Raw genomic sequence first — 22854 nt, forward strand, 5'->3', positions numbered from 1 at the left:
TTGCAGAATTCCTTGAAATTTAGTTGAAGATACTAATCAGCATTTCTTTTAGTAAATCGCAATGCGATAACGAATTAGCGCCGACACCTTTGCTTTTGACATCGATATCACGTAGTGTTCCTACGATAGCACTCACTTTTCGCATAGGATAATTGTGTGCTGCTGCGATGTAATCGTTTACAAAATAGGGACTGACTTTTAAAACTCTAGCAGCATTTCCTGGCGATTTATCTTTCAAACCATGATATTGCAGTAAGGCCGAAAAGAAACTAAACACCAATCCGTTGGTCAATACAATCGGGTTATCTTTTTGATTTTGGGCAAAATACTGCGCTATTTGGTAGGCCTTAAGCTGGTTTTTCTCGCCAATAGCTTTTCGGAATTCGAATACATTAAAATCTTTACTAAAACCAATATTCTCTTCAATATGGTGAGGCGTTATGCTACTTCCTTTAGGTAGGATAATCTCCAGTTTGTTTAGTTCGTTGGCAATCCGACTCAAATCATTGCCCAAAAATTCAACCAACATGGCCATAGCTTTGGGCTCAATATCATAGCCTTTTGTTTTTAAAATTCGCTTGATCCATTGACCAACCTGATTTTCATACATTTTTTTACTCTCGTATACCAAGCCGTTTTTTTCTAACGTTTTGGTTACTTTTTTACGTTTATCGAGTGTTTTGTATTTATAAGCTAACACTAAAACTGTTGTTGGCTGCGGGTTTTCGGCATATTTTTCCAATTGGTCGATAGTTCGCGATAATTCCTGTGCCTCTTTGACAATGACCACTTGCCGTTCGGCCATCATTGGGTACCTTTTGGCATTGGCAACAATATCATCAATAGTAGTATCGCGACCGTAGAGTACCATTTGGTTAAAACCTTTTTCGTCTTCGGTCAGTAGATTGTCTTCCAAATATTCCGTAATTCTATCAATATAATAGGGCTCTTCACCCATCAAAAAATAGATGGGCCTGATGTTTCCAGCTTTGATATCATTGATAATCTTTACTACTTCATCCATTTTATGGAATTATGAATTATGAATTTTAAATTTTAAATTACATTTGCCTTATGCAAAACCTCAACTTTCCTTCCTTTGACTTTCGCTTCAAAAATAGTGAAAATAAAGTGTCTATTTTTGATGAAATTCGGAAAAAGTTTATCATTTTGACTCCAGAAGAATGGGTCCGGCAACACACAGTTCAGTTCTTGCTTCATGAAAAAAAATATCCCAAATCCTATCTTAATGTAGAGAAGATTATTAAGCTGAACGAGATCACCAAACGTTACGACATTGTTGTTTTTCGGCCTGATGGTTCTTTGTTTTTATTGATTGAGTGCAAAGCACCGGAAGTGAAAATTACGCAAGAAACTTTTGACCAAATCGCTCGCTATAATATGAAATTGAATGCACGGTATCTGATGGTAACCAACGGACTAAATCATTACTTTTGCCAAATGGATTTTGATAAAGAGCAGTATATTTTTCTTGAAGAATTACCCGATTTTAGCAAATAAATCAATAAATGACAGACAAAAAAATAGCGGTCGTAATATTAAATTGGAATGGAGTTGCTTTACTTGAGCAGTTTCTGCCATCAGTTTTGGCGCATTCTGATGAGGCGAAAGTGTATGTTGCAGACAATGCTTCTAGTGATACATCGATTGATGTTATTAAAGAAAAGTTCCCTTCGATTACGATTATTCAAAATGATGCTAATTATGGTTTTGCTAAAGGGTATAATGTCGCCTTACAGCAAGTCGAAGAAGAATACTATGCCTTGGTAAATTCCGATATCGAAGTTACCAAAGATTGGTTGAAACCCATACTATCGCTATTCGATGCCGAGCCGAAAACAGGTATTATCCAACCCAAAATTTTAGATTATAAAAACAAACAGTATTTTGAATATGCAGGAGCAGCCGGAGGTTTTATAGACCAATTTGGTTATCCATATTGCCGAGGTCGTATTTTTGAAAGCATCGAGAAAGATAACGGACAATACGATGACGAGAAAATAATATTTTGGGCTAGTGGCGCTTGCTTCTTCATCAGAAAGGATATTTACCGAAAATTACATGGCTTTGACGATGATTTCTTTGCGCATCAGGAAGAAATTGATTTATGTTGGCGTGCTTTTAATTTGGGTTACACAGCGAAATACACCTCAAAATCTGTGGTTTATCATGTAGGTGGGGCAACCTTAAACGAGGGTAATCCGAAGAAAACATTCCTCAATTTCCGGAATTCCTTATTGATGTTGACCAAAAATGTTCCTGATGCTAAACTATTCCCGATTCTATTGGCCCGCTTGATTCTTGACGGTTTGGCGGGAGTACAATTTATTTTTAAAGGAAAGCTTCGTCATTTTTGGGCAATCATTAGAGCTCATTTTGCTTTTTATGCTCTGATAAACAAAACATTAAAAAAAAGAAGAGCACCTCATTTGGAAAAATATTATCATTCAAAGAGTATTGTATACAAGCATTTTCTGAAGAGCGGCATCGTTTTTGAAACGTAATTTTAACAAGAGTTTATCATTAATCTCGCCCATAAAAATTAAAATAATCTGTAATTTTGTTAAAATTAAAATCACCCTATCCTATGAGAAAAGTAATTATTGCACTTTCGGTAGTGGCGTTAACGCTAACGTCGTGCGGCACTAAGAAAAAAATAGCTGCTTTAGAAGCACAGAACAAAGAATGTCAGGATTTATTAAATTCGACCACCGTAAAACTGAATTTGTGTCTTTCAGAAAAAGATGCCCTTTCTAAACAGAACGACTACCTTAAACAAAATAATACAGATTTAATAAACAGTTCCAAAGAAATGACTGTTTTAACTACAAAAGGTGCTCAAAACTTAGAAAAATCATTAGAGAGTTTAAAAGAAAAAGATCTCAAAATCTCGCGTCTTCAGGATGCTTTGACCAAAAAAGACAGTGTTACTTTAGCCTTAGTAACCAGTTTGAAAAGTTCAGTTGGAATTTCGGATCCGGACATTGAAGTTAATGTGGAAAAAGGTGTTGTTTTCATTTCCATTGCTGATAAATTATTGTTTAAAAGCGGTAGTTATGTCGTAAGTGACCGAGCGAAAGAAGTTTTGGCAAAAGTGGCGAAAGTGGTGAATAGCCGTCCCACATTTGAATGTATGGTAGAAGGTCATACGGATAATATTCCTTTTACGGGAAATGCTGTATTGCTTGACAACTGGGATTTGAGTGTAAAACGTTCTACAGCCATCATCAGAGTATTGACCAAAGAATTGGGCGTTAAACCTTCACAGTTAATTGCGGCAGGTCGAAGTGAATTTATTCCGTTAGTTGACAATACCTCTGCAGATAATAGAGCCAAAAACAGAAGAACTAGAATTGTAGTATTGCCAAAAATTGATGAGTTCTACGAGATGATTGAAAAAGAAATGAAGAATCAGCAGAAATAGTTTTTGAAAGAAAAAAGATAATAGAACATTGATAATAGACAAAACGCCTCGAAAATTTCGAGGCGTTTTTTTTGTGCGACTAAGTGTGTTTAAAAAAAATGTGAGGAGTTGCGTGTCCTTATGAATTTAAAATATATCGGGATCCCCTTTTCCTTCACGCACTACAATCGGTTCGTATCCGGATAAATCTATTATAGTGGAGCCAACATTATCGCCATAACCACCATCGATAACCAAATCAACTAAGTGTTGCCATTTTTCAAAAATCAACTCAGGGTCGGTGGAATATTCCAACACCTCATCATCATCGTGGATGGATGTGGAAACTATGGGATTTCCCAGCATTTTTACAATTTCTAAGGCAATAGCGTTATCAGGCACACGAATACCCACCGTTTTCTTTTTTCGGAATTCTTTGGGCAAATCATTGTTGCCAGGTAAAATGAAGGTATATGGTCCCGGAAGTGTTCTTTTGAGAATTTTAAATGTAGCGGTATCAATCTGTTTCACATAATCGGAAAGATTGCTCAAGTCACTGCAGACAAAAGAAAAATTGGCTTTTTCTAACTTGATGCCTTTGATTTTGGCAATGCGTTCGAGTGCTCTAGAATTGGTAATATCGCAACCCAATCCGTAAACAGTATCCGTTGGATAAATTACCAAACCTCCATTCCGCAATACCTCAACTACTTTTTTGATAGCAGCTTCACTTGGTTTGTCCTCGTATATTTTTATGAATTCGGCCATGAAAATGTATTTTAAATTAAGAATTTTGAATTATAAATTATTATCAACCCATTTAAAATTTAAAATTTATAATAATTACCCAATCACGTCCAATTTAGCAAACCGAAGCAGCAACTTTTTAATGCCTCCTACTTCAAATTTGATTTCTGCTTTTTTATCGGCACCCACTCCTTCAAGGTTGACGACCTGACCTTTGCCAAAACGCTCATGAATCACAACATTTCCCACTGTTAATTTACTGTCAAATAAATTGGGAGCACTGGGAGCATTGCCTGATACAGGTTTCAATTTACGAATATTAAGCGAAGAAACCGGTTCTTCTCCGTACTTTTTTGGTGGTGTTCCTGCTTCCGGTTTGGACAAACGCAATTTCGACTTGTCGACATCGCCAAAAATATCCAAATCCATGCTGGGTTTGTACCGATAGCCTGTATCCTGCGGATTAATGTATTCCAGATATTCGTCTTTAATCTCTTCAATAAATCGCGAAGGTTCGCTGTCGACTAATTTACCCCAACGATAACGAGACTGTGCATAGGTCAAATAAGCTTGATGCTCAGCTCTAGTTAAAGCCACATAAAACAATCTGCGTTCTTCTTCCAATTCACTTCTCGTGTTCATACTCATAGCACTCGGAAACAAATCTTCTTCCATTCCAACCACAAAAACATACGGAAACTCCAGCCCTTTTGCCAGGTGAATCGTCATTAAAGCTACTCGGTCATCATCTCCAGTATCGTTCTCTAAATCGGTTGCCAAAGCAACATCTTCCATAAATTCGGATAAAGCGCCACGCGCACCGTCAATTTCTTTTTGCCCTTCGATAAAGTCTTTAATACCGCCCATTAAGGTTTCAATATTCTCAATACGGGCAATACCTTCGGGCGTTCCGTCTTTCTTTAGTTCCTGAATTAATCCTGTTTTTTTGGCCACATGTTCCGTCAGAACAAAGGCATCCTGCTGTTCATTGATGACCTGAAAACTCTTAATCATCGTCACAAAATCTTCTAATTTTTGCTTGGTACCCGAATTTAGTTTTAAGTCGATTTTATCAATATGCTCCATCACTTCAAAGATGGAACGCTTGTAATGATTGGCAGCGACCGTTAATTTTTCCACCGTAGTATCTCCGATGCCTCGTGCAGGATAATTGATGACGCGCACTAAAGCCTCCTCATCTTTCGGATTAATAACCAATCGCAAATAACACAGTACGTCTTTGATTTCCTTGCGCTGATAGAATGACAATCCACCATAAATTCGGTACGGAATATCCCTTTTGCGCAAAGCATCTTCCATGGCTCTGGATTGCGCATTGGTTCGGTATAAAATAGCGAATTGTCCGTTGCGCATTTGGTTGCGCATCTTATTTTCAAAGATTTCTCCGGCTACAAAACGACCTTCTTCACCATCAGTTACGCTTCGGTGTACTTTTATTTTCGGACCAAAATCGTTCGCTGTCCAGACTATTTTTTCGAGTTTGGTTTTGTTCTTATCGATAATCGAATTGGCGGCTTCCACAATATTCTTGGTAGAACGGTAATTTTGCTCCAAACGATAGGTTTTTACATTCTCGTAATCCTTCTGAAAATTCAGAATGTTATTTATATTGGCGCCACGAAATGCATAAATACTCTGCGCATCATCGCCCACCACACAAATATTCTGGAATCGGTCTGACAAGGCTCGGACAATTAAATACTGCGAATGATTGGTATCCTGATACTCATCTACCAAAATATAGCGGAAACGGTTCTGGTATTTAGCCAACACATCGGGAAAACGGTTTAATAATTCGTTGGTTTTCAGTAGCAAATCGTCAAAATCCATGGCGCCACTTTTGAAACAGCGGTCTACATAATTCGCGTAGATTTCGCCCAAACGCGGTTTTTTGCTCATCGCATCCTGTTCCTGTAATTCCGGATTATTAAAATACGCTTTTACAGTTATCAACGAATTTTTATAGGATGATATTCTGCCTAAAATCTGCTTAGGTTTATATACATCTTTATCGAGTTGCATTTCTTTGATGATGGCCGAAATTAACCGAACGCTATCCTGAGTATCATAGATGGTAAAATTGGAGGGATACCCTAACTTATCGGCTTCACTACGGAGAATACGAGCGAAAACCGAGTGAAAAGTTCCCATCCAAAGGTTTTTAGCTTCGGCAGGTCCCACGATATCACCAATACGCTTTTTCATTTCACGCGCCGCTTTGTTGGTAAAGGTCAGTGCCAGAATATTAAAAGAATCTACACCCAAACTCATCAAATAAGAAATACGTACCGTGAGAACCCTTGTTTTCCCAGATCCGGCACCAGCAATGATAATCATTGGGCCATCTTTTTGAAAAACAGGTGCTTGTTGAGCGTCGTTGAGTTGGGAAATATATTTATCTATCATCATTTTTCAGAAAGCTCAAATTTATAATTACTGAGACGGAATTACAATAAATTCTATGGGTATTTCTATTATATTTGTCAACAATTTTAGCGAAAATTATTATGAGCATAGATAAATTTATAGAAGTATTGTTATATGCAGTCCCGTCACTAATTACAGGTGGTGTAGCGTATTATTTATTTGACAGCTATTTCAAAGATCAGCAACATACCCGACGTTGGTTGCTTCAAAAAGAAAACCAAAAACACGCCATGCCTTTGCGTTTGCAGGCCTATGAACGACTCGCTTTATTTTTAGAGCGTATTAGTCCAGCAAAACTATTGATTCGCGTAGCCCCATTAAATGATGACAAAGCTGATTATCAAAATCTTTTGATCCATCATATTGAGCAGGAATATGAGCACAATATGACGCAGCAGATTTATATTACCGATGAATGCTGGACAATGATTTTGACCGCCAAAAACACCATCATTCAAAACATTCGTAAAACTACTGCTGATACATCGATTACTACTGCAGACCAATTGCGGGAAAAGATTTTGAGCAATATGCTTGATGGGAATTCGGCGACGCAATTAGCGTTGAGCTATTTAAAAACGGAAGTTACCGACGTTTTAGGATAAAAAAAGCCCCGAAGATTTCGGGGCTTTTTTATGATTATAAATTATTTAATTATCCCTTATTACATGGGCAACTCCAGTAATGGTATGACTTGCTCCGTTACTGTCGGAATAAGTTCCTCCGAAAGACATATCGATATATTCGCCAACAGCGCCTACCGAATGTAGGTTGAATTGGATTGTATTTATGGTTGTCGAATCTATATAGCCTATCCCGCTTCCTTCTAGAGAAAATTGTGCGGTAGTATAAATTCCCGGCACAATTGCATTTCCGTAAATATTGAGCCCACCCACCTGACTTTGATTGTACCCATATAGATAAAGAATACCTGTGTTTCCGATTGCATTTTCTGTACCTCCTATTACTTGTTGTGTAAGGAATACAGTAGTAGTATTATCAACTTGATAGGATATGAATTCGCTAATGGCAGTACAAGCCTGCAAATTACCAACATTGACCAAAGGTTCGGCAAAGTTGTAACTTATTGAATCTGTTTCTTGTAAGTTATCGAAATCGACTCCTTTGAGTCTGAAACCGGTATTCGAAGGGCAATAGGTTTCATTAAAATTGAAAGCCCCATTAGTAACGGGCGATATCGAATATCCACCCGGTCTATTCAGCATTACATATCCATTTGTTACATTGGTATTATCACATTTTACCAAATTACCCACAATATTCGAACTCAGGATAGTTGAAGTTTGATTGACCACTATATTAGGCAATGCAGTATCCGTTGAAAATGGCCCGATGGAAGAGGTATAAAGCACATCGCTTGAACCACAGGAAAAATAATTCATCTGGACATCTAAAATAAGCGGCTGGTTAGCTGGGATAAGCCCCGAAACACGCCCTTCATTATCAGTAACACCCATCCGAGGGTAAAGACTGTTGCCGGCGGTTAACATAACTCCGGCGTTTGACAAAGGATGTCCTGCAGCATCAACGACCGTAACCGTCAATGTAACTGTAGGGAATGGCGCATCACAATTCCACCACGAAAAATGGCTTACCTCACCCACGTATTTGTTACCAACTTTAGTCGCAACACCATCTTCTTTCCAGTACCCTTTTTCTTCGTCAAAATGCCATAATGGAATTGAGTTTGGTGCTGTTGCCAATTGTTCATCGTCAATGCGCATTGTGATTTCGGCGGTGTGGCCTTGAGCGATGTTTAGTTTCTGTCCTGCACTTCCACGTAGCTCCACATTTAGCATACCGAAAGTTTCCAGCATTGCTTCTTGGTTTGTTGCTGTTTGTGCGTATAACATTCCTGGCATTAGCTTGTCTATATTTTCGTCAGAAGGCGTTAAGTGAAACATCGACACACTTACCGATCCAGTATAGGCATTTCCATTTTCATCCTGGAAAGCGCCATCAAAATTTACTTTGGTTCCTGAATAAATGGAAACTTCACTCTCTACTCCGGATTGAATGGTTTCCAATGGAGTGTTAGGTATCAGCATAATCCTGACATTGTTTTTACCTGATGTTGGAACCATGGCGCGTGAACCGTCAATGTAGCCAGATTTGGTAGCTTTGATATAAGCGAATTGTTCGTGGACAGTTGCTCCGTTTATAATGAAAACACCGTTAACATCGGTCTGGACTGTAGAAGTCCCTATTTTGATAGTGGCGTTTTGTATTGGATTATTATCTGTATCTACAACCTGACCGATAAAATCTTTTGAGACTTCGCTTCCGAAATTTTCGGTAAAAGTATCATCATTTTGACTCGAAGAATCGCTATCACTAGGATCACAACCCAAAAATGTGGTTACAATCAACATGCAAAAAATAAAATGAATTTTTTTCATAAGGCTTTAGGTTTATTTATTAAAGGTATAAAAAAACCAAAATGGTTGCGTCCGAAAAAAATAAAAAAATATTCCAATTAGAATTCGTCAGGCTTTATCTAGAATTCGCAGCTTATGAAGTAGAACCTGCTACTAAAACTTCGAAATTCCATCTTTCAGCCAAGCTAGATACTCATTTACATTTGGTGTATAACTAATAGGAGTATTGAGTTTTTGCTCTTTCAAATCAATCAGCACATAAAAAGGCTGTGTATTGGTTTGGTATTTTGTAATGATGAATTCGGTCCATTTGTCGCCAACGGACGTAATTTCATTCCCAGTAATCTTAGAAACTGTTTGTTCTGCTTTGGGCAATTCTCGTTTATCATCTACATAAAGAGAAATTAAAACCACCTCATTTTTAAGGACATCCAACACTTTCTCATCCGACCAAACATTGTTTTCCATTTTACGGCAATTGACACAAGCAAATCCTGTAAAATCGAGCATAACCGTTTTGTTAACTGTTTTAGCATAAGCCATTCCTTTATCATAATCGGTGAAAACGGTTAAGCCGTGTGGCCCGATTTCTGCTCCTTCGGGTAAAGCATTTTCTGCAGAAGAAGCCGCATTTCCGAAAAATCCTGTGGGACTTTCACTATAGGTTTGTGGTGGTGGAAAGGCACTGATTAACTTTAAAGGAGCTCCAAATAATCCTGGAATCATGTAAATCGTAAAGGCCAAAACCAACATTCCTAAGGACAATCTTCCGACAGAAATATGGGTTAACGGACTGTCGTGTGGCGTGGTAATTTTTCCGAGTAAATACAAAGCCCAACATCCAAAAATAGCTATCCAAATCGCCAAAAAGACTTCTCTTTCCAATAAATGCAATTGCAATACCAAATCGGCATTGGATAAAAATTTAAAAGCTAAGGCCAACTCTAAAAACCCTAGTGAAACTTTAACCGAATTCAACCATCCACCCGATTTTGGCAACGAATGTAACCAACTCGGAAACATCGCAAACAACATAAAAGGAAGCGCTAATGCTGAAGAAAAACCTAGCATTCCGATGATTGGAGCAATACCACCTTTAGAAGCCGATTCGACCAAAAGTGTTCCTACAATTGGTCCGGTACACGAAAAAGAAACAATAGCCAAAGCCAAAGCCATGAAAAGGATACCAATTATTCCACCTCTATCAGCTTGTCTATCGACCTTGTTTGCCCACGAATTAGGCAACATAATTTCGAAAGCTCCGAGAAAAGAAGCCGCAAAAACAATTAAAAGCAGGAAGAAAATCACGTTAAACCAAGGATTTGTAGATAAGGCATTCAAAGCATCAGCTCCAAAAATTCCAGTTATAGCCAATCCTAAAACCACATAAATGGCAATGATAGAAATTCCGTAAAGAATGGCATTTCGTTTTCCCTGTCCGGGATTTTTACTTTGTTTGGTAAAGAAGCTTACCGTCATTGGGATCATAGGGAATACGCACGGTGTCAGCAAAGCTGCTAAACCTCCTAAAAAGGCTAAAAAGAAAATCGTCAACAAGCCTTTGTCGTCTTCTTTTTCAGATTCTTCTACAACAACCTCTGGCTTTTTGGCTTCTTTTACGTCCTGATTATTGGCTAAAAGGGTATCAGTAGCTTTAACGGTATCCATTGTCGGAGTTGCAGCCGTTTCTTTAATCGCCGGAATGGCAAAGGTGAATGGCATATTATCATTGATACAAGCCTGTTTGCAAACCTGATAATCAACTTTAACTTTGATGGATGTCAGTTTTGAGTTTACAATTTTGACTTTTTGGGTAAAGGTTACTTTGTGTTCAAAATAATATTCATCTACTTCAAAAACCTCGTTGTATTGTTTTTTATAAGGACTTTCCTTAGTCTTTCCGACCAATTCATAATTTCCTTTAGCATTTTCAAAGGTAAATTCGGCTGGCAATGGACCGTTTTCCGGAGTGAATTGCGAATAGACGTGCCATTCATCATCGATTTTGCCTTCCATAACCAAATTGAATTCGGTTTCAGAGAGTTTTTCTACTTTGGAAGTCCATTTTACGGGTTTTACAATTTGAGCATTTACATTGGCGAAAGCCAAAAAAAGTAACAGTGTAATTACTATTCTATTCATTCTTGAAGTTGTATTTGTAAACTATTTTTTGTTTGTTGTGTGACTTTAAACCGTTCGTCTTGTCGTATTCCGATAACCCAAACAATTTGATTGTCTGAACATAAAAGCCATGTATTCGCTTTATCGATAAGAGAAAATTTTTCGTCTTTGAAAAACTTACTCAGCTTCTTTTTACCAGTCATTCCGAGAGGATAAAACCAATCGCCTTGCTGCCATTTTCGGATGACTAACGGAAACTGTAGGGTATCTTCGTCGACAAATATAGTATTAGTTGTTTGAACCGAAATGTAACCTAAGTTACAAAACGTAAGTTTTAAGGGAAAATTAACTTCGGATTGGTGTTTTTCAATCAGAAAATATTCGGTTTCTTCAGTTATTTCTTTCGGATAAACAATCAGTTCATTTCTGTCTTTGAGAACCGTATGTTTTGAAGAATGGATTTGCTTTCCGGATTGCGCCTGAACCAAATCCGTAATCGATTGCCAATCGGTAAAACCAAATGGTTCTAGCCATTGGTACAAATAGGCCTGATAATTGGGCAACTGCATCAATTCCTCTAAATTGATTTTTTTCTGCAAATCGGAATCTGTAACCACTTTACGGTAGACAATTCTTGAGGCGTCATCTACCATCGATTGCGCTTGTTGTAGATTAGCAATGGTTTTCTCGAAAGAGTCTAGCAAACTCGGATTGAGTTCTTTTAAAACCGGAATTACATCGTGTCGCAATTTGTTGCGCAGGTATTTATCCGAAGCATTGCTACTGTCTTCACGCCATGGAATAGCATTTTCTGTTGAAAACGTTTCGATTTCTTTTCTGGAAAATGCCAGTAAAGGCCTGATTAAATAGCCGTTTTGTTTCGGAATTCCGGTCAAACCGTCTAATCCCGAAGCCCGAGTAAAATTGATCAAAAAAGTTTCCAAACTGTCGTCCAGATGATGTGCGGTCAGAATATAATCGTAATCGTTATTAATCAAAAGGGATTTGAACCAGTCATAGCGAAGGGTTCGGGCGGCAACCTGAACCGAAAGCTTGCATTCTTCCGCAAAGGCTTTGGTATCGAAACTAGAGACAAACAACAATACATCGAGCTTTTCACATTCCGATTTTACAAACTGTTCGTCAGCATCGCTTTCAGTTCCGCGTAGTTGAAAATTGCAATGCGCGGCTCTTATATCGAATTGTAATTGATGACATAAATGCAATAAAACCATACTATCCATCCCACCACTAGTCGCTAAAAGCAACTTCTTTCCTATTAAGAAGGGGAAGTTTTGCTGGATATGATTTTGAAATTTCTGAAGCATCTTCAAAAGTACTTATTTTAATTTAACACAACACTTCAAACATCGCTTTTGCCTTCAACATACATTCTTCATATTCCTGTTCGGCATTAGCTTGTGCTGTTATAGCGCTTCCCACAGAAAACGAAACATATTGCTCTTCGGCATTGTACAAAATGCTTCGGATGACGACATTGAAATCAAAATCATTTTCTGGAGTAAAATAGCCGACAGCGCCACTGTACAAACCGCGTTTGGTTTCCTCTAATGTCTCAATGATGTTCATGGCCGAAATTTTGGGTGCGCCTGTCATACTTCCCATTGGAAATGTGGTTTTGATAATTTCAACGGGCGAAAGGGTGTTTTCTACAGTCGATACTACCGTTGAAATCATTTGGTGTACTTGCTCAAAAGTGTAAATGCCACACAATTCTTCTACGTTGACGGAACCTTTGGAAGCGGTTTTTGATAAGTCATTGCGAACCAAATCCACAATCATGATGTTTTCCGAACGTTCTTTTGGATTTTGAGCTAATTCGGTTTTCGATTGTTCGTCTGAATTTACCTCTGAAAAGCGTTTGGCTGTCCCTTTTATGGGTTGAGAAATCACTTTGTTTCCCTCTTTTTTCAGATACCGTTCGGGTGAAGCGCAGAGTAAGTACTGTTGCTGATTTTTAAAAAAAGTAGCAAAAGGAGGTTTGGAAATCTGATTCAGTTTCTGATAAATAGCTAATGGATCGATTGTGGCCTTTTCGGCGTAAAACTCCATGCAAAAATTAGCCTCATAAATATTGCCAAGGTGAATATGCTCCAACATTTTATTCACTTTGACCACATAGTTTTCTTTTGAAATTCGGGGAAGAATATTGAATTGAGCATTGCGAATTGCGTTTGATGAATAGCTATTTATTTGATTGAAATCGAAGTCAATTTCGTCATCACATAGATTCAGGTATTGAATTTCCAAATGCTTGTCTTTTAACAAAAAGAGCTTCTTAGGCTGAAAGAAAAACAAATCGGGAAACAGCAAACCATCGAAATTATCCGAATGCAACTTTTCGATATCATTCTTTAAATCATACGCTAAATAACCGAACAACCAATCCTTCGTTTGCTGCTGGTATTGCTGTAATTCGTCAAAAGCATTGTAAAAATCAGTTTTTATAGTGGTAAAAGCATCCACGGCCAAGACACAATCATAACTGGAATATTTTTGGTGATAGGCATTAGAATCTAAAAAAACTACTTCGCGAAACTGTTGTGACCATTGCAACAGCTGTTGCTTAAAAAGCATCGGATTAGCAATTGTTTTGGATGTTATTGTTCTCAAATGTGCCTGAATTTATAGGTTTTCAAAATTACGATAAAAATATATTTTTCATTTGATAATCAGTCGCAATTTATGGCACGCTTTTTAGTAGGACTAGCAATAACGTTTCACAAGTAATTCATTTAAAGTATTGATAGAAAACTACGCAACATCTCTTCCCTAAAAATTGTATAACTCTATTAATAACCTTTAAAATGAATGTAAAATGAAACACTTATCAAAACTTGGTTTGGCGTTGCTCCTACTCGGACTTGCCTTTGCTTGTAAACAAGCTGAATCGCTTGAAAATGCTACAGCTGATACCGCAGACAGTTCTGCAGTGGAATCAGCCTCCACTATTTCCTCCAACGCTGCGGTCGAAAAAAAAGAAAGTACTCGGAAATTTGTGCGAACAGCAGATTTAAAATTTAAAGTCAGAAATGTAGCCCAATCGACTTATACCATTGAAAACATTGTCAGTAAAAATGGTGGTTTTGTAACCTTTACCGATTTGAAAAGCACCATCCACGAGAAATCGGAAACTAAAATCAGTCAAGACAGCACACTCGAAACCACAAGATACACCGTAGATAACACCATAACGCTTCGAGTTCCGAATACGCAATTGGATACTGTTTTAAAATCGATGGCAAAAGAAGTGGCTTTTTTGGATAGCCGTTTAATTAAAGCTGATGATGTAGCGTTGCAGTTATTGTCGAATACAATGGCTCATAAACGATTGGTATCACATCAAAAACGATTAGAAAAAGGGATTGATACTAAAGGCAAAAAACTAAACGACATCACTAATGCTGAAGATAAAGTTTTAGATAGGGAAACCCAAACGGACGAAACCGTTTTAAAAAATCTGAGTTTGGAAGATCAGGTTACTTTTAGCACCGTTACTTTGTATTTGTATCAAAGAGAAAGTGTGCTACAGGAAATTGTAGCCAATGAAAAAAATAACAATGCCTATAGACCACATATTGGTTTGCAGATTTGGGATAGTCTGAAAAAGGGTTGGTTTATGTTGGAAACCATTGTTGCTTTTATAGTGCAACTTTGGGCCTTATTTTTAATCATTGGTTTGGGAATACTAGGATACAAAAAATTTACAAAGAAATAAGCGTTAATGGTTTGATAATGAAATAAATACCATTGTTTTAAGGCGATGGTATTTTTTTGTTTAACTTTGGTTTATCATTAATCTCAAAACTCTTATTTATGAAAATCGCAACCATTGTTATCCGTGTATTGATAGGACTTTTGCTCCTATTTGCTTCTGTTAGTTTCTTTTTAAAACTTGTTCCGGAACCTGTTACGACAGGAGATTTTAAAGCTTTTCAAGTAGGTTTGATAGCATCTACATATTTAATGCCTTTAGCCAAAGCTATAGAGTTGCTTTGCGGTGTATCTTATGTAACCGGTAAATATGTGACTTTGGCTAATATCCTAATTTTACCGATAACCATCAACATTCTATTGATTAATTATTTTCTGGCTCCAGAAGGTTTACCTATTGCGATAGCCATGTTTCTTGGAAATTTATTTTTAATTTATCGTTATTGGAACAATTATAAAAGCGTATTTACTCCATAAAAAAAGTCCTCAATTGAGGACTTTTTTATTAATTATAAATTGGCATTACACTAAATCGAATCGGTCAAGATTCATTACTTTATTCCAAGCTTTAACAAAATCGTTTACAAATTTTTCTTTAGCGTCATTTTCAGCATAAACCTCAGCCAAAGCTCTAAGTTCAGAATTAGACCCAAAAATTAAATCTGCTCTGGTTGCTGTCCATTTCAAAGTCCCCGATTTTCTATCTTTTCCTTCAAACGTTTCACCTTTATCATCTGTAGCGTTCCATTTGGTCCCTAAATCCAGAATGTTTAAGAAGAAATCATTGGTCAACACTCCAGGTCTTGCAGTAAACACACCAGTAGTAGAACCATTATAATTGGCGTTTAATACTCGAAGTCCGCCTAACAATACTGTCATTTCGGGAGCTGTAAGATTTAATAGCTGCGCTTTATCTATCAGTAAAGCTTCTGTTGGTGAAGTACAAGAAGCAGCTCTATAATTTCTAAAACCGTCTGCTTTTGGCTCTAGCACTTTAAACGATTCTACATCGGTTTGTTCCAATGTTGCGTCTGCTCTTCCTGCCGTGAAAGGTACTTTTACGTCATAGCCAGCTTCTTGTGCAGATTTTTCTATCGCAGCACAACCAGCAAGAACAATAATGTCGGCTAAAGATATTTTCTTAGTGCCACTTTGTTTTGCATTGAACGCTTGTTGAATATTTTCTAAAACGGTTAAAACTTTATGTAACTGTGTTGGATTGTTTACTTCCCAGTTTCTTTGTGGTTCAAAACGAATTCGGGCTCCATTAGCACCACCACGTTTATCAGAACCTCTAAAAGACGCCGCCGAAGCCCAAGCTGTACTGACCAACTCCGAAACCGATAACCCAGAAGTTACAATTGTATTTTTAAGTTCGGTTATATCTTGTTCGTTCACCAATTCGTGGTTTACGGCCGGAACCGGATCTTGCCAGATTAAATCTTCTTGTGGTATTTCACTACCTACGTATCTGGTTTTTGGTCCCATATCTCTGTGGGTTAATTTGAACCATGCTCTTGCGAAAGCATCTTCAAATTCGGAGAAGTTTTCAAAAAAGCGTTTTGAAATTGGAGCGTAAATTGGATCTAATTTTAAAGCCAAATCTGCAGTAGTCATTACCGGAGCATGACGTTTATTAGGGTCATGTGCATCTTCAACTAAAGTTGCAGCTGATTCATCAGTAGGAATCCATTGAAAAGCACCAGCTGGACTTTTGGTTAGTTTCCAGTCAAATTTCAATAGGGTATCAAAATAGCCATTGTCCCAAGTTGTTGGATTTGGTTTCCAGGCTCCTTCTATTCCACTGGTAATGGTATCGCCTCCTTTTCCTGTTCCGTGAGCATTTTTCCAACCCATTCCCATTTCTTCGATACTGGCACCTTCTGGTTCTCTACCTACAAGAGCTGCATCTCCTGCTCCGTGAGCTTTTCCAAAAGTATGCCCACCAGCAACTAATGCTACGGTTTCTTCGTCATTCATGGCCATTCTGGCAAAAGTTTCACGAATATCTTTTGCCGAAGCCAAAGGATCCGGAACACCGTTTGGTCCTTCGGGGTTTACATAAATCAATCCCATTTGAACAGCTGCTAAAGGATCTTCTAGTTCTCTGTCTCCACTATAACGTTTATCCCCAAGCCATTCCGTTTCTGTTCCCCAGTAAATATCTTGTTCCGGTTCCCATATGTCTTCACGTCCTCCGGCAAATCCAAACGTTTTGAATCCCATAGATTCTAATGCACAATTTCCGGCTAAGATCATTAAATCTCCCCAAGATAAACTTTTACCATATTTTTGTTTCACTGGCCAAAGAAGCATTCGAGCTTTATCTAAGTTACCATTATCTGGCCAGCTATTAGTTGGAGCAAAACGCTGACTACCCGTTCCACCGCCGCCTCTACCATCAGAGATTCTGTACGTTCCAGCACTATGCCAAGCCATACGAATAAATAACGGGCCATAATGACCATAATCTGCCGGCCACCAATCTTGCGAGTCTCTCATGAGTTCGTAAATATCGTTTTTAACAGCAGCTAAGTCCAAGCTTTTAAAAGCTTCAGCATAGTTGAAATTTTCATCTAACGGATTAGATAAGCTAGAATGTTGTCTTAAAATGTTTAGATTTAATCGGTTAGGCCACCAGTCGCTATTGTTGGTACCGCCACCAGCACTTGGATTTGAGGCACCGTGTCCGAAAGGGCATTTACCCTCAGTTGTTTCATTTCCCATTGTAATGTGATTTATGTTGTTAGGATGTAAATTTAAATTTTTGATGGACCAAAGCTAATGATAACTGTCATGTTCTGTCATAATTTTTTATTATTAATAATTATTAGTTGATTGTCAAAAGCTATTTGTAAAAAATACAGATTTAATATCATTTCCTTTATTATATTTGTTTTAAACTAAACTAAGTATGTCCATGTTATTGTCAAAATTATTTCGAAAAAAATCAACAACCGTTGCTGTACAACAAGGCGGTGATGGAGAGCAGCACAGTGGATTACATAAAGTTTTAAATGTTAGGGATTTAACATTTTTCGGGATTGCAGCCATCATTGGCGGAGGTACTTTTAGCGCGATTGGAAACGCTTGTTTTTCTGGTGGTCCAGGAGTTGTTTTTTTATATATCATTTGTGCTATTGCCTGTGGGTTTACTGCCATGTGTTATGCTGAGTTTGCCTCTAGAGTTCCAGTTTCAGGAAGTGCTTATACGTATGCATATGTTTCGTTTGGGGAACTTTTTGCTTGGATTATCGGTTGGGCACTAATTATGGAATACTCTATCGGAAATATTTATATTGCTTTTTCGTGGAGTGGCTATTTCACCAATTTGCTTGAAAGTTTTCATTTGCATTTACCCGAATGGTTGACCATTAATTACAAGTCTGCACAGGATGCTATATTGGCCAATAAATCTGGCGAAGGAATGACGGCGTGGCAGACAGCTCCAACTGTTGGAGGTTTGCGAATTATTTTTGATTTGCCTGCAGTAGTAATTAATTTGCTCATAACCTATTTGGTTTATCGTGGTACTAAAGAGTCTAAAAACTTCAGTAATATAATGGTATACATCAAGTTGGCTATTATAGCCTTGGTTATTGTTGTTGGAGCTTTTTATATTGATATAGATAATTGGACTCCGTTTATGCCCAATGGTTTTGGTGGCGTGATGGGTGGAGTTTCAGCTGTTTTCTTTGCCTATATAGGATTTGATGCCGTGTCTACCTTAGCCGAAGAAAGCAAAAATCCGCAACGTGATTTGCCAAGAGGAATGATTTATTCTTTAGTTATTTGTACGGTCGTTTACATCATTTTAGCTTTGGTTATTACCGGAATGGTCTCTTACACGCTACTTGGTGTTAGTGATCCATTAGCCGAAATTTTCGCTTTGAAAGGTGTCAAATGGATGCTTTTCATTGTCTCTATAGCTGCGGTTGTAGCGATGACAAGTGTTCTTTTGGTATTCCAAATGGGACAGCCGAGAATTTGGATGACGATGAGTCGGGATGGCTTGATGCCTAAAAAGTTTGCCGAAATTCACCCAAAATACAAAACTCCGAGCTTTGCAACCATAGTGACAGGTTTAGTAGTTGGTATTCCGATATTTTTTACTGATGAAAACTTTGTATTAGACTTTACCAGTATTGGAACTTTATTTGCTTTTGTATTGGTGTGTGGTGGAGTACTGTTACTTTCTCCACAAAGCGAAGCAGAATTAGCTGAACGAGCCACCAAAGGAAAATTTAGGATTCCATATATCAATTCGAAGTTTGTATTCCCGCTACTTTTTGCTGGAAGCATTGCTGTAATTCAGTATTATATTCCAAATTACTTTAGTGACGTTTTTGATTTTTCTGGAGACAAAATTGGCACTAACCTTCCGTTAATCGCGTTCTATATTCTTTGCTTGGTGATGACCGTTTTAGCTTTCAGAAAAAATCTGTCGTTGATTCCTTTACTGGGATTAATTTCGTGCTGCTATTTACTAACCGGAATGGCGGTATCCAACTGGAAATGGTTTGGTGTTTGGTTGGTTATTGGCTTGGTGGTTTACTTTATGTATGGCTTTAAAAACAGTAAGTTGAACAAAAAATAACATTAAAAAATCCCGACGCTCGGGATTTTTTAATTTATAACTTAATTAGTTTCTGTGTTGCCTTTCCTGTATCAGTTTCCACGTTTACAAAGTAGGTTCCTTTAGTTAATGAACTTACATCTATCGTTTTCGGTCCTTCTAAAGTCATTACCGTTTGTCCCAAAAGAGTCGAAATTACTATCCTATTTAATACAGCAGTTTCTGGAATCTCAATATTCAAAATTGAAGCCGTTGGGTTTGGAAAAAGTTTTACAGCTATTGTATCAGCATCAGTTACACTCATGTTTACCTGAACAGGAATATCACAATTACTGCCATTGTAAACAACCACATTTCCGCTCGTATTGTAATCTCTGTAAACCAATTGATTTTGCTCGCCATCATCGGTACAAATACTTATTAGATTAGGGTTATCGTAAATATTAAATGCAAAATACAATAAATCGGGATCACTATACGAATAGACTCCATTTCGGACATTGATGGTTTGTAAGTTAGCACATCCTGAAGCAAATAATTGTTGTACTCCAGACTGACTCGCATCTAAAGAAGTTAATAGTGTATTATCTACATTTAGCAAACCCAAACTTGAAAGCCCATTGATGTTTATGCCATTAATAGGATTAAAACCACACCTAAGCATGTTCAGTGTTGGTAATGAACTTACATTGAGGCTGCTGATTTGATTTCCACCGCAACCGAGAATTCTTAGTGTTGTTAGTCCGTCAAGGTTTAGTGAAGTCAATAAATTATTCCCACATTCAACTTCATCAATCAGTGTTAATCCCGAAAGATTGATTGACGTTAATTGATTGTTATCACACGAAACCCATTTAAGAGCAGGAAAAACAGACAAGTCAAAACTCGTCAATACATTATTACTTAACCAAATATTTTCCAGTGAACTATTGTTATTTTGAGTGATCGTATTTATTTGATTGGTATGAGCCAATAGTTTCTTAAAATGAGTTAAATTAGAGATATCAAGAGAGGTAATCGCATTGTAACTGGCACCCAATTCTTCTAAAAATGTCAACGGAAGCAGATTTATCTGTGTTAGGTTGTTTTTAGAACAATTTAAAACCCTGAGATTCTGAAAGGCTGCTAATCCTGTCAAATCTGAAATATAGGAAGTCTGTGAGAAGTTGTAAGAATTCAAGTTGAGTTTGTAAACTAATAGCGCCTCGCTTACTTCTATTTCGCCATTGTTATTACTATCAATTTTGAATGGATTATTACTGCTGTTGATGGCTATACCACTTGAACTGCTGGCCATCAAAAGACGGGCTTTAAAATTAGCGTCGGGAATGTTGACAATCTGTGCTTGAAGCGATACCGTAAAAAAAACTAAACTGCTAAAAAGGAAATTGCTTTTCATGACAAGGATGAATTAGAGAATTTAAAGGTAAGAAATAATTACTAGCACGCTAACCAAAAGCAAAAAAACCATCTGCAAATAAACGCAGACGATTTTTAAAATCAAGTAAAAACTATTAACTAACTACTTGTGGCTCAAGTATACAAAGTTCAATCATACAGGCTTTCATTAAGGAATAGGTTCGCTCAATATCGTTATCTAATCCAATTGAAAAACGAATTAAGCCATCGCTCAAGCCCATTTCTTTTTGTTCCTCTAACGGAATCTCTGAGGAAGTAGAAGTTCCTGGTGCGCTGAATAAGGTTTTGTAAAACCCTAAGCTTACAGCCAAATACCCCAAATTTCTGTTCTGCAGCAGTTCCATCAACTCGTTCGCTTTTTCTAAAGTTCCAACATCCAAGGTCATCATGCCTCCAAAACCGTATTCTTTATTAATCATTCCAGCATACAAAACATGACTTGGATGACTTGCTAATCCCGGATACACTACTTTTAAACCATCATTTTCGAACTTTTGCGCCAAATACATCGCATTACAACTATGCTGTTTCATTCGGATATGCAATGTTCTGAGGTTTTTAAGAATACTTGAACTTCTTAAACTATCCATCGTTGGTCCCAATAACATGCTGGCACCATTGTTTACATTTTTTAAATCGTTTATAAATTCTTGTGAAGCGCATACTACACCTCCAACGGTATCACTGCTTCCGTTGATGAATTTGGTAAGACTGTGAATGACCACATCGGCTCCCAATTTTGCTGGTGCTACCGATAATGGTGAAAACGTATTGTCTACCACTAGTTTAATGTTATGTTTTTTAGCAATAGCAGCCAAACTTGCAATATCTGCCACTTCCAGAAGTGGATTACTCACCGTTTCACAATACAAGACTTTGGTATTTTTGTTGATCGCTTGCTCTACAGCTTCAAGCTTTGTAATGTCTACAAAATGTGTTTTTATATTCCATTTCGGCAACATGTTTTTCATAAAAGCATAGGTTCCGCCATAAATGGTTCTGCTCGATACAATCTCATCTCCCGAAGCACACAACTGTAATAAAACCGGAGTAATCGCACCCATTCCCGATGCTGCTACATTAGCACTTTCGGTTCCTTCCATCGCGGCTAAAGCTTCTCCTAAATACAAGTTCATAGGTGATGAATGACGCGAGTATAAATAGCATCCTTCAGCATTGCCCTCAAAAGTATCAAACATCTTTTTGGCCGAAAGAAAGGTGTAGGTGGAACTATCCGATATGGAAGGATTCACACCTCCAAATTCACCAAAGTATTGCAAGTCCTGAATTTTATCTGCGGGATTGAAATGTTCCATGTTGTTTTTTTATTCAAAATTGATATTATTCCATTAAATAATCAATACTTTTGACTTAATTTAGATTTATAATCTATATAACTATATTTTAATAGTTTATTTACAATTATTTGTAATAGATTTTGCTCTTTTAACCAACAATTATCACTTCATGGATGTTATCGATAAAAAACTGTTAAGTCTGCTTCAGGAAGACACTAAGAAAACTACAAAAGCGCTATCACTTCAGCTGAATCTCTCGGTAACGGCTGTCTATGAACGCATCAAAAAACTAGAGCGCGAAGGCATCATATCTAAATATGTAGTGCTATTGGATCGCAACAAAATCAATAAAGGTTTTGTAGTGTTCTGTCACATTAAATTGGTACAACATTCTAAAGATTACCTTACCCGATTTGAAAATGAAGTCATCCAACTGACTGAAGTGTTAGAGTGTTTTCACGTTAGTGGCGATTATGATTATATTCTGAAAGTACACGTCAAAGACATGGACGAATACCGCGAATTTATGGTGACCAAACTCACAACATTGCAGCATATTGGTAGTACACACAGCACTTTCATGATTGGTGAAGTCAAAAGTACCACCGCATTTACGCTGTAGTAAGTAAGGATATCTTTTAACCAACTATTTGGTTTTTTACTGAAATAAAAACAGTAATTTTGTGA

18 protein-coding genes are annotated in these 22854 nt (G+C 37.4%); 8 read left to right on the forward strand and 10 right to left on the reverse strand.

The features are described from left to right. Nucleotides 1-19 precede the first annotated feature (19 nt). On the reverse strand, nt 20-1024 hold the full coding sequence (gene holA, locus ACULEU_RS09790; RefSeq protein WP_445452409.1) for a DNA polymerase III subunit delta: 1005 nt from the start codon (nt 1022-1024) through the stop codon (nt 20-22). Nucleotides 1025-1074: 50 nt separating this feature from the next. Between holA and ACULEU_RS09795 the strand changes: the two genes are divergently transcribed. The 3 genes from ACULEU_RS09795 (at nt 1075) to ACULEU_RS09805 (ending at nt 3445) form a co-directional block, all read left to right on the forward strand. Then, entirely contained in the window at nt 1075-1521 is a 447-nt protein-coding gene (locus tag ACULEU_RS09795) for a type I restriction enzyme HsdR N-terminal domain-containing protein (RefSeq protein WP_445452410.1), read from the forward strand. A gap of 8 nt (nt 1522-1529) precedes the next feature. Next, on the forward strand, nt 1530-2525 hold the full coding sequence (locus tag ACULEU_RS09800) for a glycosyltransferase family 2 protein (protein ID WP_445452411.1): 996 nt from the start codon (nt 1530-1532) through the stop codon (nt 2523-2525). A gap of 83 nt (nt 2526-2608) precedes the next feature. After that, nucleotides 2609-3445: an OmpA/MotB family protein gene (locus tag ACULEU_RS09805; RefSeq protein WP_445452412.1), complete on the forward strand. Its 837-nt coding sequence runs from the start codon at nt 2609-2611 to the stop codon at nt 3443-3445. 126 nt (nt 3446-3571) lie between these two features. Here the strand turns inward: ACULEU_RS09805 and ACULEU_RS09810 are convergent, their stop codons facing one another. Both ACULEU_RS09810 and ACULEU_RS09815 read right to left on the reverse strand, forming a co-directional pair. After that, the gene (locus tag ACULEU_RS09810; protein WP_445452413.1) at nt 3572-4192 is read right to left on the reverse strand and encodes an L-threonylcarbamoyladenylate synthase; all 621 of its coding nucleotides are present in this window, start codon (nt 4190-4192) and stop codon (nt 3572-3574) included. Between the two features lie 75 nt (nt 4193-4267). Next, nucleotides 4268-6595 (reverse strand): ATP-dependent helicase, encoded by a 2328-nt coding sequence (locus tag ACULEU_RS09815; protein WP_445454843.1) that lies wholly within the window; start codon nt 6593-6595, stop codon nt 4268-4270. 104 nt (nt 6596-6699) lie between these two features. Here ACULEU_RS09815 and ACULEU_RS09820 point away from each other — a divergent pair, with 104 nt between their 5' ends. Further along, entirely contained in the window at nt 6700-7224 is a 525-nt protein-coding gene (locus tag ACULEU_RS09820; RefSeq protein WP_445452414.1) for a DUF7935 family protein, read from the forward strand. Nucleotides 7225-7269: 45 nt separating this feature from the next. On the opposite strand, the gene ACULEU_RS09825 is transcribed toward ACULEU_RS09820, so the two are convergent. The 4 genes from ACULEU_RS09825 to ACULEU_RS09840 all read right to left on the reverse strand — a co-directional run bounded on the left by ACULEU_RS09825 (nt 7270) and on the right by ACULEU_RS09840 (nt 13773). Continuing rightward, entirely contained in the window at nt 7270-9039 is a 1770-nt protein-coding gene (locus ACULEU_RS09825; protein ID WP_445452415.1) for a hypothetical protein, read from the reverse strand. A gap of 132 nt (nt 9040-9171) precedes the next feature. Next, nucleotides 9172-11160, reverse strand: coding sequence for a cytochrome c biogenesis protein CcdA (locus tag ACULEU_RS09830; RefSeq protein WP_445452416.1), 1989 nt, complete (start codon nt 11158-11160; stop codon nt 9172-9174). Further along, complete coding sequence (tilS, locus tag ACULEU_RS09835; RefSeq protein WP_445452417.1) at nt 11157-12467, reverse strand: tRNA lysidine(34) synthetase TilS; 1311 nt, start codon at nt 12465-12467, stop codon at nt 11157-11159. Before tilS ends, ACULEU_RS09830 begins: the two co-directional genes overlap by 4 nt. A gap of 22 nt (nt 12468-12489) precedes the next feature. Next, entirely contained in the window at nt 12490-13773 is a 1284-nt protein-coding gene (locus ACULEU_RS09840) for an anthranilate synthase component I family protein (protein WP_445452418.1), read from the reverse strand. Nucleotides 13774-13978: 205 nt separating this feature from the next. On the opposite strand from ACULEU_RS09840, the gene ACULEU_RS09845 reads away from it, so the two are divergent. Beyond that, nucleotides 13979-14878 (forward strand): DUF4349 domain-containing protein, encoded by a 900-nt coding sequence (locus tag ACULEU_RS09845; RefSeq protein ID WP_445452419.1) that lies wholly within the window; start codon nt 13979-13981, stop codon nt 14876-14878. A 98-nt stretch (nt 14879-14976) separates the two neighbouring features. Further along, complete coding sequence (locus ACULEU_RS09850) at nt 14977-15351, forward strand: DoxX family protein (RefSeq protein ID WP_445452420.1); 375 nt, start codon at nt 14977-14979, stop codon at nt 15349-15351. 45 nt (nt 15352-15396) lie between these two features. Here ACULEU_RS09850 and katG read toward each other — a convergent pair whose 3' ends face one another. After that, nucleotides 15397-17601 (reverse strand): catalase/peroxidase HPI, encoded by a 2205-nt coding sequence (katG, locus tag ACULEU_RS09855; protein WP_445452421.1) that lies wholly within the window; start codon nt 17599-17601, stop codon nt 15397-15399. A 193-nt stretch (nt 17602-17794) separates the two neighbouring features. Between katG and ACULEU_RS09860 the strand changes: the two genes are divergently transcribed. Then, nucleotides 17795-19471, forward strand: a complete 1677-nt coding sequence (locus ACULEU_RS09860; RefSeq protein ID WP_445454844.1) for an amino acid permease — start codon at nt 17795-17797, stop codon at nt 19469-19471. Between the two features lie 34 nt (nt 19472-19505). On the opposite strand, the gene ACULEU_RS09865 is transcribed toward ACULEU_RS09860, so the two are convergent. Both ACULEU_RS09865 and ACULEU_RS09870 read right to left on the reverse strand, forming a co-directional pair. Then, nucleotides 19506-20849, reverse strand: coding sequence for a T9SS type A sorting domain-containing protein (locus tag ACULEU_RS09865; protein WP_445452422.1), 1344 nt, complete (start codon nt 20847-20849; stop codon nt 19506-19508). A gap of 115 nt (nt 20850-20964) precedes the next feature. Further along, complete coding sequence (locus tag ACULEU_RS09870; protein WP_445452423.1) at nt 20965-22185, reverse strand: aminotransferase class I/II-fold pyridoxal phosphate-dependent enzyme; 1221 nt, start codon at nt 22183-22185, stop codon at nt 20965-20967. 151 nt (nt 22186-22336) lie between these two features. Between ACULEU_RS09870 and ACULEU_RS09875 the strand changes: the two genes are divergently transcribed. Beyond that, a complete protein-coding gene (locus ACULEU_RS09875) occupies nt 22337-22789 on the forward strand; it encodes an Lrp/AsnC family transcriptional regulator (RefSeq protein ID WP_445452424.1) in 453 nt (150 codons plus the stop codon). The last annotated feature ends 65 nt before the right edge of the window (nt 22790-22854 follow it).

It is taken from the genome of Flavobacterium sp. 25HG05S-40 (genome assembly GCF_052654735.1).

What these genes read in the sequence shown, in the direction of transcription:
- holA (WP_445452409.1), bottom strand. Translation starts at nt 1,024, where the DNA reads ATGGATGAAGTAGTAAAGATTATCAATGATATCAAAGCTGGAAACATC.
- ACULEU_RS09795 (WP_445452410.1), top strand. Translation starts at nt 1,075, where the DNA reads ATGCAAAACCTCAACTTTCCTTCCTTTGACTTTCGCTTCAAAAATAGT.
- ACULEU_RS09800 (WP_445452411.1), top strand. Translation starts at nt 1,530, where the DNA reads ATGACAGACAAAAAAATAGCGGTCGTAATATTAAATTGGAATGGAGTT.
- ACULEU_RS09805 (WP_445452412.1), top strand. Translation starts at nt 2,609, where the DNA reads ATGAGAAAAGTAATTATTGCACTTTCGGTAGTGGCGTTAACGCTAACG.
- ACULEU_RS09810 (WP_445452413.1), bottom strand. Translation starts at nt 4,192, where the DNA reads ATGGCCGAATTCATAAAAATATACGAGGACAAACCAAGTGAAGCTGCT.
- ACULEU_RS09820 (WP_445452414.1), top strand. Translation starts at nt 6,700, where the DNA reads ATGAGCATAGATAAATTTATAGAAGTATTGTTATATGCAGTCCCGTCA.
- ACULEU_RS09825 (WP_445452415.1), bottom strand. Translation starts at nt 9,039, where the DNA reads ATGAAAAAAATTCATTTTATTTTTTGCATGTTGATTGTAACCACATTT.
- ACULEU_RS09830 (WP_445452416.1), bottom strand. Translation starts at nt 11,160, where the DNA reads ATGAATAGAATAGTAATTACACTGTTACTTTTTTTGGCTTTCGCCAAT.
- tilS (WP_445452417.1), bottom strand. Translation starts at nt 12,467, where the DNA reads ATGCTTCAGAAATTTCAAAATCATATCCAGCAAAACTTCCCCTTCTTA.
- ACULEU_RS09845 (WP_445452419.1), top strand. Translation starts at nt 13,979, where the DNA reads ATGAAACACTTATCAAAACTTGGTTTGGCGTTGCTCCTACTCGGACTT.
- ACULEU_RS09850 (WP_445452420.1), top strand. Translation starts at nt 14,977, where the DNA reads ATGAAAATCGCAACCATTGTTATCCGTGTATTGATAGGACTTTTGCTC.
- katG (WP_445452421.1), bottom strand. Translation starts at nt 17,601, where the DNA reads ATGGGAAATGAAACAACTGAGGGTAAATGCCCTTTCGGACACGGTGCC.
- ACULEU_RS09860 (WP_445454844.1), top strand. Translation starts at nt 17,795, where the DNA reads ATGTTATTGTCAAAATTATTTCGAAAAAAATCAACAACCGTTGCTGTA.
- ACULEU_RS09865 (WP_445452422.1), bottom strand. Translation starts at nt 20,849, where the DNA reads ATGAAAAGCAATTTCCTTTTTAGCAGTTTAGTTTTTTTTACGGTATCG.
- ACULEU_RS09870 (WP_445452423.1), bottom strand. Translation starts at nt 22,185, where the DNA reads ATGGAACATTTCAATCCCGCAGATAAAATTCAGGACTTGCAATACTTT.
- ACULEU_RS09875 (WP_445452424.1), top strand. Translation starts at nt 22,337, where the DNA reads ATGGATGTTATCGATAAAAAACTGTTAAGTCTGCTTCAGGAAGACACT.